The organism is Leucobacter viscericola, assembly GCF_011299575.1.
Taxonomy (GTDB): Bacteria; Actinomycetota; Actinomycetes; order Actinomycetales; family Microbacteriaceae; genus Leucobacter; species Leucobacter viscericola.
The window spans coordinates 2,162,900-2,175,675 of the sequence record NZ_CP049863.1 but is presented as its reverse complement, the minus strand read 5'-3'; the positions used below and the strand labels follow the sequence as shown (position 1 = coordinate 2,175,675).

Here is a 12,776-nt window from a genome sequence, read left to right as displayed (position 1 = left end):
TGCAGGGTCTAGTAGTGCATTGTACGGTCGACGGCCTCAAGCACACGATCGGCGTCGGGCAGGTAGAGGCCTTCGAGCCGCGCGGGCGGGAAGGGAACGTCGTAACCGGCGACCCGCAGCACCGGGGCCTGCAGCGAGTAGAAGGCGTGCTCCGCAACGTGGGCGGCAATCTCGCTGCCGAGACTCACGCCACCCTGCGCTTCTTGAGCGACAACGAGACGCCCCGTCTTGCGCACGGAGGCGAGCAGCGGTTCGTAGTCGATCGGCGAGATGCTGCGCAGATCAACCACCTCAAGACTCGTGCCTTCTTGCGAGGCGACCTCTGCGGCCTGCAGCAGGGTGGCGACCATTGCACCGTGGCCAACCACGGTGACGTCGCTGCCGATACGGGCAACCCTCGTTTGGTGCAGCTCGCCCGCCGGGGCAGCCGGATCCACCTCGCCCTTGTGCCAGTACTTCGCCTTGGGCTCAAAGAACAGCACGGGGTCGTTTGACTGGATGGCCTGCTGAATCATCCAGTAGGCATCGTGCGGCGTCGACGGTGCGACAACCCGCAGACCGGGCGTGTGAGCGAAGTAGGCCTCGGGGCTCTCTTGGTGGTGCTCAACCGCGCCGATGTGGCCGCCGTAAGGCACGCGGATCACCACGGGCATCGACACCGTACCGTCGTGGCGGTTCGTGATCTTTGCGAGCTGCGTGACGATCTGGTTGAACCCGGGAAAGATGAACCCATCGAACTGGATCTCAATAACCGGGCGGTAGCCGCGCATTGCGAGGCCAATGGCGCTGCCAATGATGCCCGACTCAGCGAGTGGAGTGTCGAGCACCCGCGCGGATCCGAACTCCGCCTGCAGCTTGTCGGTCACGCGGAAGACGCCGCCCAGAGGGCCGATGTCTTCGCCCATGAGGATCACACGGTCGTCGGCCAGCATCGCGGCGCGAAGGCCCTCGTTGATCGCCTTTGCAAGGGGAAGGTTCGCGCGCTCACTTAGAGCCTGAATGTCGGCGCTCACTTGGCGACCCCTCCCTGTACATCTGCTTCTTCGAACGAGGCCTCGTAGCGCTCCAACCAGGCGCGCTGCTCTTCGATGCGCGGGTGGGGCTCGGAGTACACGTTCGCGAACATCGAGTCGGCTGTCGGGGACGGCAGCGTCAGGATCACATCACGCACGCGCTTCGCCTCAACGTCGGCGGCGACACGCACCTCTTCAAAGAAGTCGTCGGTCACGCCGAGCGAGCGCAGGTAGGCTTCGAGGCGCTCGATGGGGTCGCGCTGCTGCCAGCTCTCAAGCTCGCCGTCTTCGCGGTAGCGGGTGGGATCGTCGCTCGTCGTGTGTGCGCCGATGCGGTAGGTGAGGGCCTCAATGTAACCCGGGCCCTGGCCGGTGCGCGCGAGTCCGAGGAAGCGACGCCCGACGGCGTAGGCCGCGAGTGGATCGTTGCCGTCGATTTGCACGGCCCGGATCCCGAACCCGAGTGCACGGCGGTAGAGCGGTGTGCGTGACTGGCGTGCGACGGGAACGGAGATGGCCCAGCGGTTGTTCTGCACGACAAAGACCTCGGGGGTCTGGTAGCTCGCGGCGAATACCATCGATTCGTTGGCGTCACCCTGACTTGAGGTGCCATCACCGTAGAACACCATCGTGGCGTTGCCGGTTGCGGTGCCTGCCTCGCCCGGGTCGAGGGAGGTGTCGCCCGCCTCGCGCTTTGCATCGAGCAACTGCCCGAGCGCGTAGCCGGTGGCGTGCTGCGCCTGCGCACCGAGCACCAGCGTGTAGAGATGGAAATTGCCGTTGGCGGGATCCGTGACGTCCCAGCCGCCGTGCGTCAAACCGCGGAACAGCTTGGCGACGTTCACGAAGTCAACACCGCGGATCCCAGCGACTGCGTGCTCGCGGTACGCGGGGAAGATGTGATCCTGTGGCTCGCTCGCGCGACCCAGCCCGACCTGGCAGCCCTCTTGCCCAACGCTGGGCACCCAGAGGGCGAGCTGGCCCTGGCGCTGTAGGTGCGTGCACTCGGTATCGAATGCGCGAGTGGTAACCATGTCGCGGTACCACAGCTTGAACTCTTCAACCCCGACACCTTCAAGCTCGTCGGCAAATGCGGCCGCCGAATCGGACGGAGCGTAGTTGCCAGCCTCGTCGAGAAAGCGGATCGGCTCGGGATCTGCACCCCCGTGAAGTGGGGCATCAATCGTGTGCGTATTCATCCCGACCAAGTGTAACGAGCACCACCGACATCGGGCGGATATAAAGCGTTTCGTTAGGGAATGTGGGCGGGTGGGTGCTGGCTGGCACCGCGCGGTGAACGCTTCTCAACCTTATGACGAAGCATAAAGTTGAGAAGCGTTCACTCTAAGAGGCCAGGTACCCGCGCACCACCTCAAGCACCACGGGCACACTCTCCGCCTCGCCGACCGAGATGCGCACTCCCGCCCCGGGGAATGGCCGCACGAGGGTGCCCTCCTCGGCGAACACCGCTGCCAGCGACGCCGCGTCGACACGAGCGCTCTGCGGAATCCACACGAAGTTGCCCTGCGGCACTGGAATGTCGAGACCCAGCTCACGCAGCCCTGCGGCGAGCGCGTCTCGGCGCTCGGTCAGCACGGCAATGCGGGCGCGCTGCTCCTTTTGGGATTCCGACGTAAGTGCGGCCAAAGCAGCGGACTCGGCGAGCCCGGTCACCGAAAGCGGCACGGCAACACTCGCGGCGGCGGCGAGGATCGCGGGAGCCCCGACGGCGTAGCCGAGTCGCAGCCCGGCAAGCCCGTACGCCTTCGAGAAAGTGCGCAGCACAACGAGGTTGGGGTGCAGCCCAAGCACGTGCTCACCGAACACGGCCTCGGGGTCAGTGACGAACTCGCGGTAGGCCTCGTCGAGGATCACGAGCGTGTCGGCAGGCACCAGCTGCATAAAGCGGTCGAACGCATCGCGGCGAATGCTTGGGCCCGTTGGGTTGTTGGGGCTACAGAGCAGGATCACGCGGGTGCGCTCGGTTACCGCAGCGGCCATAGCGTCGAGGTCGTGCTCGGCACGATCGTTCAGCGGAACAGGAATGTTCTCGGCACCCGAGGCCAACCCAAGAGACGGGTACGCTTCGAAACTCGGCCACGCGAACAGCACCCCGTCGCCCGGCCCGGCGGCCGCCTGCACGAGCTGGTACAGCAGCGCCGCCGATCCTGCACCGATATGAACGTGGTCGCTGCCGACACTGAACTGTGCGGCGATCGCAGCACGCAGGTCGGGCATCGCAGCTGCGGCGTAGCGGTTGATGTCACCGCGATCCCGAATCGCCTCGAGCACTCCGGGCAGGGGTGGAAACGGGTTCTCGTTGCTCGACAGTTTGTACCCCGGCTTTGTTGGGGTTGCGCCCTGTCGGTACGCGGGAACAGCGAGTACATCTGCGCGCAGGCGCACGGCGGGTGCGGGGGTGTCGGTCATGGGATTCAGTGTAGTGAGCGGCGACTCGGCACGCTGCCAGTCCCAATCCCCACGCCACCCCACGACGAGTGCACAGGAATCCGACGAGAGGCACGGTTTCCAACCCGTGATTAAGTAGGCCTCTCGTCGTTAAGGCAGGACCTCGTGCAAGAACCGCGCGGGCAGACTCCACCAGTGGCACAATAGACCCATGCGCACACTCGCCCGCATTCTCGTCAGTTCCTTTGCCCTGTGGCTCACCACGCTCATCGTCGGTGGCAGCGGTAACCACGGCGTGTGGGTCGAGCCGTTCGGGGAAGGCAATGACGGGTACCTCATCACGCTGGTGCTCGTGGCTCTCGTGTTTGGCCTCGTCAATGGCACGCTCGGCAAACTGGTGAGGTTCGTGTCGATCCCGCTCTACATTCTGACGCTCGGGCTCTTCGGCCTGATCATCAACGGCATTATGTTTGCGATCGTCGCTTGGCTGTCGGACCTCGCTGGCTTCGGACTTCGCATCGATAACTTCTGGTGGGGCGTGCTCGCGGCGCTGGTGCTGTCGATTCTGTCCGGAATTCTCAACGGCCTGCTCGGCACAAACCGCAAGCACGACCGGGATCACTAATCTCAGGCAGACTGGAGAGATGACCACTCCATCGCCACTCCACCTCAGCTTCGTCTGCACCGGCAATATCTGCCGCTCCCCTATGGGAGAGGTCGTGTTTCGGCGCATGGTTGAAGAGGCGGGGATCGGCGATCGCTTCGTTATTACCTCGCGCGGCATGGGCGACTGGCATGTTGGCAACCAGGCCGATCCGCGAACCTTGACCGCACTCGCGAGGCGCGGTTACGACGGTGAACAACACCGGGCCGCGCAGCTCAGCGACGCGGACATCGCCGGCAATGAGCTGCTCGTTGCGCTCGATCGCGGGCACAAAGAGCTCATGCTGGAGCGCGGCGCGGATCCCGATCGTGTTGTGTTGCTGACCGAGTTCGATCCCGAACAACCCGACGATCCCGACGTATTCGACCCGTACTGGTCTGACGACGACGCGTTCGACCGGGTGCTTGAGCAGGTTGAGCGCAGCTGCCGAGTGCTGCTTGAGCGTCTGAGAGGTGAGAACTGATGGAAGATACGCAAGAGCTCGAACCCGTCTCAGCGTTTGTGTGGGCCGGACTGATCCTCGCGGTACTCAGCGCACTGTTCATTTTTCTGAGCTTCGTCGACGCGAAGGGCATCTTTGGGCCGATGGGCTCCGTGGGAATGCTCGTTGCTGCGGCCATTCACTAGGCCGCCGCACGTCAACCGGTAGTGGCATGTCAGCCGGACAGGATCGCGGGTTCTGCACCGGCTGACATGTGAACACCGGCTGACATGTGGCTGCACAAGGCCTCACGCGAGAGGGATGGGAGAGGCATCCGAGAGGCATGGGAGAATAGACCCGGCCTATGCACAAAGCTCGCACGCCGAGCCCCCTACCAGCACGGAGACCCAATGACGCCCATGCCCCCGCAGCCCATCAGCCCGCTCGACGGACGCTACCGCGCGGCGGTCGCTGACCTCGGCAACACGCTCTCTGAGGCGGGGCTCAACAAGGCACGCGTGCACGTCGAGGTCGAGTGGCTGATTTACCTCACCTCGCACTCACTGCTGGGTGGATCGCCCCTCAGCACCGAGCAGGTCGCGACACTGCGTGAGTGGGCCGCGAACTTCGGCCAGGCCGAGATCGACAAGCTCGCCGAGATCGAGGCGACCACACAGCACGACGTGAAGGCCGTCGAGTACTTGGTTCGGGATCAGCTGAGCGCGCAGGGGCTCGACACGATCGCCGAGCTGACTCACGTTTGCTGCACGAGCGAAGACATCAACAACCTGTCGTACGCGCTCACCGTGAAGCAGGCCGTCGCCGACGTGTGGCGCCCGCGCTTCGAGAAGGTCATCGCGGAGATCGCGCGCCAGGCCGAGCAGTACCGCGAGTTGCCGATGATGAGCCGCACACACGGCCAGCCCGCAACCCCGACAACCCTCGGCAAAGAGCTCGCGGTCTTTGTGTACCGCCTCGAGCGCCAGCTCAACCAGATCGACGACGTCGAGTACCTCGGCAAGTTCTCGGGCGCGACCGGCACGTTTGCGGCGCACCTCGCGGCCGACCCCAACACCGACTGGATGCAGGTCTCGCAGGAGTTCGTCGAGGGCCTCGGCCTCGACTGGAACCCGCTGACCACGCAGATCGAGTCTCACGACTGGCAGGCAGAGCTGTACACGAGGATCGCGCACGCGAACCGGATCCTGCACAACCTCGCGACCGACATCTGGAGCTACATCTCGATCGGGTACTTCCGCCAGATCCCGGTTGCGGGGGCTACCGGATCCTCAACGATGCCGCACAAGGTCAACCCGATCCGCTTCGAAAACGCCGAGGCAAACCTCGAGCTGTCGAACGCGCTGCTCGACTCGCTCGCGGCGACACTCGTGACGAGCCGCTGGCAGCGCGACCTCACCGACTCCTCAGCGCAGCGCAACATCGGCGTCGCCTTTGGCCACTCGGTGCTCGCGCTCGACAACATCTTGAAGGGGCTCGGCCAGATCGACGCGGCCCCCGAGGCACTTGCTGCCGATCTCGACGCGAACTGGGAAGTGCTGGGCGAGGCGATCCAGACCGTCATCCGCGCCGAGGTGGCCTCGGGCCGCTCGACCATCAGCGATCCCTACGCGGCACTCAAGGAGCTGACCCGCGGTCGCCGCATCGGTCAGCAGGACCTGATCGAGTTTGTGCAGGCTCTCGAAATCGGCGATGAGGCGAAGCAGCGTCTGCTCGAGCTCACGCCCGCGACCTACATCGGCGACGCGGTGCGCCTGCTCGACTACCTGAAGCGGTAGCGAACGCCCTCGCGTGAACGCATCTCAACATTATGGAATCTCATAATGTTGAGATGCGTTCACCGCACGGGGTCAGGGGTCAGGGGCCAGCGCAGGATCGCGGGCGGTGCCTGGGTCAGGGCTCTGCGGTCAGGATCACCGAGCGCACGGGATCACCGGGCGCACAGGATCACCGGGCGCGCGACTCTCAGACCGTCGCAGCGCGGCGCGCGGCCTCAGGGAGCGCCTGCACCACCCGATCGAGCGCGGCTGCATCGTGCGCGGCCGACACAAACCACGTCTCGTAGGCACTCGGCGGCAGTGACACCCCAGCATCGAGCATCGCGTGGAAAAACGCGCCGTACTGCGCAGTGTTCTGGCGCTGTACTTCGACATAGCCGCGTGGCGCCTCGGGAAAGTCACCAAACAGCACACTGAAGAGTGTGCCCGCGCGCTGCACCCGGTGCGCAACACCAACAGCAGAGAGCGCCGCCGACACCTCTGCGGCGAGCGCATCGGAGGCCGCGCCCAGGCGTGAATACGCCGCGTCATCGGCCGCGCGCAACGTCGCCAACCCGGCAGTAGCCGCGACCGGGTTACCGGAGAGTGTGCCGCCCTGATACACGGGGCCGGTGGGAGCGAGCAGGTCCATCAGCTCAGCCCGACCGGCGACCGCCGCGAGCGGCAACCCGCCACCAACAACCTTGCCGAAAGTGAAGAGATCGGGCCGCTGCTCGGCGGGCACCTGATCCCGCTCCAATCCCCAGTACCCGGTCGGCCCGGCACGGAACCCGGTGAGCACCTCGTCAGTGATCACGAGCGCGCCGTGGCGGTGCGCAATCTCGAGCATGCTCGCGGTGAATCCGGGCAGCGGCGCGACAACACCCATGTTCGCCGCCGCCGCCTCCGTGATCACCGCGGCGATCTGCGAACCGTGTTCGGCGAAGGCCTGCTCAAGCGCGAGCACGTCGTTGTATGGCAGCACGATGGTCTGGGCCGCCGTCTCGGCGGTCACCCCGGCTGATCCGGGTAGGGCAAGCGTCGCGAGCCCCGATCCCGCAGCCGCCAACAGGCCGTCCGAGTGACCGTGGTAGTGACCGGCAAACTTGATGATGAGCGGCCTGTCGGTCGCACCGCGAGCGATCCGAATGGCCGTCATCGTGGCTTCGGTTCCGGTCGAAACAAGGCGCACCTTGTCGACATCGGGCAGCTTCGCCACGAGCAACTCGGCCAGTTCGACCTCTGCCGGAGCCGACGCGCCGAAGCCGAGCCCACGGCCAACAGCCTCCTGCACCGCAGACACCACCTCGGGCAAGGCGTGCCCCAGCAGGGCGGGCCCCCAGGCCCCAACGAGGTCGACATACTCGCGGCCCTCGACGTCGGTGACGTAGGGTCCGCGGCCTGAAGCGAAGTAGCGCGGCGTGCCACCGACAGAGGCGAAGGCGCGCACCGGGGAGTTGACTCCGCCAGGGATGACGCGGCCTGCGCGGGTCTCAAGTTCTGCGTTGGTGAGGTGTGTCATGGGTGTGACTCCAAGTGGTTGGGGGTTGAAGTGGTTCAGATCGAGGTGTGAGGGTCAGTCGCGGCGAGCGATCCCATCAGTCACCGCCACCAAGCCGCAGCCTCAAGCGCGAAGTAGCTCAGAACCGTGTCGGCCCCGGCGCGGGCAATGCTCACGAGCGACTCCCGGATCGCACCCTCGCGGTCGATCCAGCCGTTCTGCGCGGCCGCCTCGATCATCGCGGCCTCACCCGACACCTGATACGCCCAGACGGGAACCGTGCTCACCCGAGCGACGTCAGAGAGCACGTCGAGGTAGCTCATCGCGGGCTTCACCATGACGATGTCTGCGCCCTCGTCGAGGTCCAACAGCGCCTCGCGCAGGCCCTCGCGACGGTTGGCGGGATCCTGCTGGTAGCTGCGTCGGTCGCCCTGCAGCTGCGAGTCGACCGCCTCACGAAACGGCCCGTAGAACGCTGACGCGTACTTTGCCGCGTACGCCAAGATCGCGGTGTCGATGTGCCCCGCCGCGTCGAGCGCCTCGCGCACGACTGCAACCTGGCCGTCCATCATGCCCGAGAGGCCGAGCAGTTCTGCCCCTGCTTCCGCCTGCGCAACCGCCATGCGCGCGTAGCTCTCCAGCGTCGCGTCGTTGTCGACTCGGCCCGCATCGTCGAGCAGACCGCAGTGTCCGTGCGAGGTGAACTCGTCAAGGCACAGGTCACTCTGCACCACAAGTTCGCCGCCGACCTCGTCGGCAACCGCGCGAATAGCGAGGTTCAGAATGCCATTGGGATCGGCCGCGGCACTCCCCAGTGGATCGCGCTCGGCCGGCACCCCAAACAGCATGATGCCTCCCAGCCCGGCCTCGGCGGCCTCGGCGGCGAGCGGTCTCACGGACTCGAGCGTGTGCTGCATCACCCCGGGCATGGAGGTGATCGGACGTGGTTCGTCGATACCCTCACGGACAAACACCGGCAGCACAAGATTTGCCGGGTGCAGTCTGGTCTCGGCCACCAGACGGCGCATGGCAGGCGAACTGCGAAGGCGCCGGGGTCGGTGCGAACGAGAGTTAGAGGGAGCGGGAGTGTGCATCACTGTCATTTCTATTGGTGGTTCGGTTCGTTCACTTGAGCGACAATCGCGTCGAGCAGCCCGTCGATCGTTTGGGTGCCCGCGACAATCTGCGGCGCGAGCCCGACGTCACGAAGAGCGGTTGCGGTCGGTTCGCCAATGGCCGCGATGGTGGGTGGCACAGCAGCGTCAACCGCGCTGAGATTTGCGGCGAGCGCGCGGGCGGCCGACCCACTGGTCACGAGTATGAGGTCGCTGTCTGCGAGAGCGGTGGCGCATGCGGCTCGGGATCGCACATCCTGTTCAATCTGGACGGTCTCGTAAGCGGTGACACGGTCAACGAGGTGCCCGGCGGTGGCGAGCCAAGTCTGCAGGCGGTCATCGCTCAGGTTCGATAGCGGCAGGAGGATTCGCTGCTGTTCAAAGCTAGGCCCGCTGCTCAGTTCGGCGTCGAGCGCCGCAATCAGGCCGTCGGTCGAGAAGTCGTGCTCGGGCATGAGGTCAACACCAAGCCCGGCAGCCCGTGCTGCGGTGGCTGTACCCGGCCCGACCGCGGCGATGCGGGATCGCGATCCCGCTCCCGAGCCCGATCCTGAGCCAGGCGTAGCGGCACCTCCAGCATCAGCAATCGATTCGAACGCGCCATCAGCTACAGCCAGTGCCGCGTTGACCGCATTCGCGCTGGTCAGCACAACCCAGTCATAGGCGCCTCGCCTCCAGCGCTCGACCGCCGCGCGCAACTCGGGAGTATCGACGGGCTCAATCTCAATCAGCGGGTAGACAATTGGCTCACCGCCGCGATCACGCACCTGGGCCGCGACGCGATCACCCCAGGGTCCACCGCGCAGGATCAACACCCGTGCGCCACGAAGCGATGCGTCCGCGAGCAACCGCTCTGCCGTCTCAGTCATCAATCGGCGCTACCTGTTGCCCTGACGCGCGAGCACCGCCCCGAGATCGGTCAGCTCGGCCGCGCCCCGACTCAGCAGTTCACCGGCGACATCACGACCCAGCTGCAGCGCAAGCGCCTCCCCTGCCGTGCCGTTCCCGAGGGCCGTCGACTGCACGACCTCCAAGTGCTCGGTGCCGTCAGTGCGGTACACGATCGCACGAAGCTGCAGCGTGCCACCCGCGATGTGCGCCGTTGCGCCGATCGGCGCCGCGCACCCCGCCTCGAGTGTTGTGAGCACTGACCGTTCGGCCAGCGCCGTGAGGCGCGACGCCGGATGCTCGAGGGCGCGTAGTGCCGCCGCAACGAGCGGCTCGGTGAGGTCTGAGATCCCGGGCCTCGCACCCACGCCTCGCACCTCAACCGCGAGTGCACCCTGCGCGGGGGCGGTTGGTACCCGCGCCAGGTCGAAGCGCTCGGTGATCACGTCTGAGCTGTCAGCACGATCAAGCCCGGCCGCCGCGAGCACAACCGCGTCGAGCGAGTCACCAACAAAGCTGAGCCGCGTGTCGATGTTGCCGCGAATGTCTTCGACCTGCAGGTCGGGACGCACCGCCAGCACCTGCGCCGCCCGCCTGGGCGAGCCGGTGCCAACACGAGCCCCCGCGGGCAGCTCACGCAGGCTTAGCCCGTCGCGCGCGCAGAGTGCATCGCGCGGATCGGCGCGCTCGGGCACCGCGCCAACCACGATGCCCTCGCAGGGCCCGGTCGGCAGATCCTTAAACGAGTGCACTGCGAGGTCACATCGGTTGTCGAGCAGCGCGTCACGCAACGCGCTCACAAACACACCCGTACCGCCGAGCTGCGCGAGCGGGGCCCGCGACACATCACCCTTTGTGGTCACCGTTACGAGGGCCACATCGGCGCCCGTTTCACGTGCAACCTTTTTCGCGACCTGCGTCGTCTGGGCGATCGCGAGGCGACTGCGGCGGGTACCAATACGAATCAAACCGCGCTGCGGAGACAGGTAAGTGTCTCCGCGCACACCAAGCCTGGAGTCGGGATGCTCCCCCGGCGCGAACACACGCCCGGTCACGGCGCGATCCCCGCAGCCGCCGGCTTGAACCCGGCCCGCACGTTCTCGCAGCACCCGGGTCGGCACACATCGAACCACGGCCCGAGCTTCGTCATGGCTGGCCGCTCACTCGCGGGAGTGCCGTCACGGCGCTCAAGCACCAGGTCAACAAGACCACGCACGTAGGCTTGGTGCTTGCCCGGGGTCGGCACGCGCACGGCGGCGAGCCCGTGCTCGCGGCAGGTCTCGAGGGCCTCGGTGTCGAGATCCCACAGCACCTCCATGTGGTCGCTCACAAATCCGATCGGCACGATCACCACCGCCCGCACACCCTCGGCTGGCAGCAGCGCGATGGCGTCGTTGATGTCGGGATCGAGCCACGGCTGCGACGGCGGGCCACTGCGCGATTGGTACACCAGATCCCACGCGGCTCCCTCGCCCGCCGCGTGCGCGACGACCTCACTGACCGCGAGGTGCTGAGCGGCGTACGCGCCACCGGGGCCGTAATCACGGTCGCGGGCGCCCGAGCGCTCAGCATCCGCTGTCGGGATGGAGTGGGTGGCGAAGAGGATCCGCACCTCGCGCGCAACATCAAGGTCGGGCAGTTGCTCGCGCAGCTGCTGGATCCCCGCCCGAACACCCTCGATAAACGGCTCAACGAACCCGGGGTGATCGAAAAACGGGCGCACCTTATCGATCGTCATACTGCCGACAAGGTCGGCATTCTCAAGCGACTCGGCAAAGTTTTCGCGGTACTGCCTGCACGACGAGAACGACGAGTAGGCGCTCGTCGCGATCGCGATGACGCGCTTGTGGCCTTGCTCGTGGGCATCCTTCAGCACGTCGGTGATGTACGGGTCCCAGTTCCTGTTGCCCCAGAGCACCGGCAGATCGATGCCGCGCGAGGCGAGTTCAACCTCGAGGGCAGCCTTCAGCTCGCGGTTCTGATCATTGATGGGGCTCACGCCGCCGAAGTGACGATAGTGGTGCGCGACCTCTTCAAGGCGCTCATCGGGGATGCCGCGGCCGCGCGTCACGTTTCGCAGAAACGGGATCACGTCGTCTTGGCCCTCGGGCCCGCCGAAGCCAGCAAGCAAAATCGCGTCGTAGGCTGTGGGGGTCTCAACGTGTTCGGGTCCGGATCGCGCAGCCTCACTCGCGTGGGGAACGGTTACCTGGGCGGTGGCAACCCCGTAGTCTGCCTCGCGTGTGCTCATCGTACGACCTCCAGAATCTCTGCCGCCTCAATACGGCGGCCCGTGTAGAACGGCGTCTCCTCGCGCATGTGTCGACGCGCTTCGGTCGCGCGCAGATCCCGCATCATGTCGACCAGCTCGGTGAGCTCGTCGGACTCCATCGGCAGCAGCCACTCGTAGTCGCCGAGAGCGAACGCCGACACGGTGTTCGCAACCACGCCGCGGTGCGCCGCACCAACCCGGCCGTGGTGGGCGAGCATCGCGCTGCGCTCCTCGGTCGGCAGCAGGTACCACTCGGTGCTGCGCACGAAGGGGTAGAGGCACAGCCACTCGCGGGCGCGCTCTCCACGCAAGAATCCAGGCACGTGCGCGCGGTTGAACTCCGCGTCGCGGTGTACACCGAGCGCCTGCCAGGTGGGAAGCAGTCGCTCGAGCGCCGCGGTTCGGCGCAGGCGGCGCAGTTCGGCCTGCAGGCCCTCGGCGGTTGGTCCGTGCAGCCACACCATCAGGTCGGCGTCGGCGCGCAACCCCGACACGTCGTACCAGCCGCGCACCGTGACGCCGTTCGCCTCAACCTCGGCCTGGGCCCGCTGAAGTTCGGCGGTCTCGGCTGCGGGATCAAATCCTGCATTGGCGTTCGCAGTGCGGTGCGGATCCCGCCGGTAAATCGCCCAGAGCGCATACCCCTGCGGGGTGGCTGTCTCAGTGCTCGGCTCACTCGTGTGACCGGTGCTCATGTGTGACTCCTTCGTGTGGCTGG

13 protein-coding genes are annotated in these 12,776 nt (G+C 66.2%); 4 read left to right on the top strand and 9 right to left on the bottom strand.

Annotated elements, in window-relative coordinates; genetic code table 11:
* Positions 1–8 precede the first annotated feature (8 nt).
* The 3 genes from G7068_RS09590 to G7068_RS09580 form a co-directional block, all read right to left on the bottom strand.
* Positions 9–1,013, bottom strand: a complete 1,005-nt coding sequence (locus G7068_RS09590; RefSeq protein ID WP_205881268.1) for an alpha-ketoacid dehydrogenase subunit beta — start codon at positions 1,011–1,013, stop codon at positions 9–11.
* Positions 1,010–2,212 carry a thiamine pyrophosphate-dependent enzyme gene (locus G7068_RS09585; protein ID WP_166291515.1) on the bottom strand — a complete coding sequence of 401 codons (1,203 nt, stop codon included), beginning with the start codon at positions 2,210–2,212 and terminating at the stop codon, positions 1,010–1,012. Before G7068_RS09585 ends, G7068_RS09590 begins: the two co-directional genes overlap by 4 nt.
* A gap of 145 nt (positions 2,213–2,357) precedes the next feature.
* The gene (locus G7068_RS09580; protein WP_166291513.1) at positions 2,358–3,443 is read right to left on the bottom strand and encodes a histidinol-phosphate transaminase; all 1,086 of its coding nucleotides are present in this window, start codon (positions 3,441–3,443) and stop codon (positions 2,358–2,360) included.
* 190 nt (positions 3,444–3,633) lie between these two features.
* Here G7068_RS09580 and G7068_RS09575 point away from each other — a divergent pair, with 190 nt between their 5' ends.
* The 4 genes from G7068_RS09575 to purB all read left to right on the top strand — a co-directional run bounded on the left by G7068_RS09575 (position 3,634) and on the right by purB (position 6,303).
* A complete protein-coding gene (locus tag G7068_RS09575) occupies positions 3,634–4,047 on the top strand; it encodes a phage holin family protein (RefSeq protein ID WP_166291510.1) in 414 nt (137 codons plus the stop codon).
* A gap of 19 nt (positions 4,048–4,066) precedes the next feature.
* Positions 4,067–4,549, top strand: coding sequence for a low molecular weight protein-tyrosine-phosphatase (locus G7068_RS09570; protein WP_166291508.1), 483 nt, complete (start codon positions 4,067–4,069; stop codon positions 4,547–4,549).
* Positions 4,549–4,713 carry a hypothetical protein gene (locus G7068_RS09565; RefSeq protein ID WP_166291506.1) on the top strand — a complete coding sequence of 55 codons (165 nt, stop codon included), beginning with the start codon at positions 4,549–4,551 and terminating at the stop codon, positions 4,711–4,713. The genes G7068_RS09570 and G7068_RS09565 overlap by 1 nt, the downstream gene beginning before the upstream one ends.
* A gap of 204 nt (positions 4,714–4,917) precedes the next feature.
* The gene (gene purB, locus G7068_RS09560) at positions 4,918–6,303 is read left to right on the top strand and encodes an adenylosuccinate lyase (RefSeq protein ID WP_166291504.1); all 1,386 of its coding nucleotides are present in this window, start codon (positions 4,918–4,920) and stop codon (positions 6,301–6,303) included.
* Positions 6,304–6,490: 187 nt separating this feature from the next.
* Here the strand turns inward: purB and G7068_RS09555 are convergent, their stop codons facing one another.
* From G7068_RS09555 to hemQ, 6 genes are all read right to left on the bottom strand, one after another.
* The gene (locus G7068_RS09555; RefSeq protein ID WP_166291502.1) at positions 6,491–7,804 is read right to left on the bottom strand and encodes a glutamate-1-semialdehyde 2,1-aminomutase; all 1,314 of its coding nucleotides are present in this window, start codon (positions 7,802–7,804) and stop codon (positions 6,491–6,493) included.
* An 80-nt stretch (positions 7,805–7,884) separates the two neighbouring features.
* Positions 7,885–8,877 carry a porphobilinogen synthase gene (hemB, locus tag G7068_RS09550; protein ID WP_166293098.1) on the bottom strand — a complete coding sequence of 331 codons (993 nt, stop codon included), beginning with the start codon at positions 8,875–8,877 and terminating at the stop codon, positions 7,885–7,887.
* 11 nt (positions 8,878–8,888) lie between these two features.
* On the bottom strand, positions 8,889–9,767 hold the full coding sequence (locus G7068_RS09545; protein WP_166291500.1) for a uroporphyrinogen-III synthase: 879 nt from the start codon (positions 9,765–9,767) through the stop codon (positions 8,889–8,891).
* A 9-nt stretch (positions 9,768–9,776) separates the two neighbouring features.
* Positions 9,777–10,790: a hydroxymethylbilane synthase gene (gene hemC / locus G7068_RS09540; protein WP_166293097.1), complete on the bottom strand. Its 1,014-nt coding sequence runs from the start codon at positions 10,788–10,790 to the stop codon at positions 9,777–9,779.
* Positions 10,791–10,837: 47 nt separating this feature from the next.
* A complete protein-coding gene (locus tag G7068_RS09535) occupies positions 10,838–12,037 on the bottom strand; it encodes a ferrochelatase (protein ID WP_166291498.1) in 1,200 nt (399 codons plus the stop codon).
* On the bottom strand, positions 12,034–12,753 hold the full coding sequence (hemQ, locus tag G7068_RS09530) for a hydrogen peroxide-dependent heme synthase (RefSeq protein ID WP_166291496.1): 720 nt from the start codon (positions 12,751–12,753) through the stop codon (positions 12,034–12,036). The genes G7068_RS09535 and hemQ overlap by 4 nt, the downstream gene beginning before the upstream one ends.
* Between the last annotated feature and the right edge of the window lie 23 nt (positions 12,754–12,776).

What these genes read in the sequence shown, in the direction of transcription:
- hemB (WP_166293098.1), bottom strand. Translation starts at nt 8,877, where the DNA reads ATGCACACTCCCGCTCCCTCTAACTCTCGTTCGCACCGACCCCGGCGC.
- G7068_RS09570 (WP_166291508.1), top strand. Translation starts at nt 4,067, where the DNA reads ATGACCACTCCATCGCCACTCCACCTCAGCTTCGTCTGCACCGGCAAT.
- G7068_RS09585 (WP_166291515.1), bottom strand. Translation starts at nt 2,212, where the DNA reads ATGAATACGCACACGATTGATGCCCCACTTCACGGGGGTGCAGATCCC.
- G7068_RS09555 (WP_166291502.1), bottom strand. Translation starts at nt 7,804, where the DNA reads ATGACACACCTCACCAACGCAGAACTTGAGACCCGCGCAGGCCGCGTC.
- G7068_RS09580 (WP_166291513.1), bottom strand. Translation starts at nt 3,443, where the DNA reads ATGACCGACACCCCCGCACCCGCCGTGCGCCTGCGCGCAGATGTACTC.
- G7068_RS09565 (WP_166291506.1), top strand. Translation starts at nt 4,549, where the DNA reads ATGGAAGATACGCAAGAGCTCGAACCCGTCTCAGCGTTTGTGTGGGCC.
- G7068_RS09545 (WP_166291500.1), bottom strand. Translation starts at nt 9,767, where the DNA reads ATGACTGAGACGGCAGAGCGGTTGCTCGCGGACGCATCGCTTCGTGGC.
- purB (WP_166291504.1), top strand. Translation starts at nt 4,918, where the DNA reads ATGACGCCCATGCCCCCGCAGCCCATCAGCCCGCTCGACGGACGCTAC.
- G7068_RS09535 (WP_166291498.1), bottom strand. Translation starts at nt 12,037, where the DNA reads ATGAGCACACGCGAGGCAGACTACGGGGTTGCCACCGCCCAGGTAACC.
- hemQ (WP_166291496.1), bottom strand. Translation starts at nt 12,753, where the DNA reads ATGAGCACCGGTCACACGAGTGAGCCGAGCACTGAGACAGCCACCCCG.
- G7068_RS09575 (WP_166291510.1), top strand. Translation starts at nt 3,634, where the DNA reads ATGCGCACACTCGCCCGCATTCTCGTCAGTTCCTTTGCCCTGTGGCTC.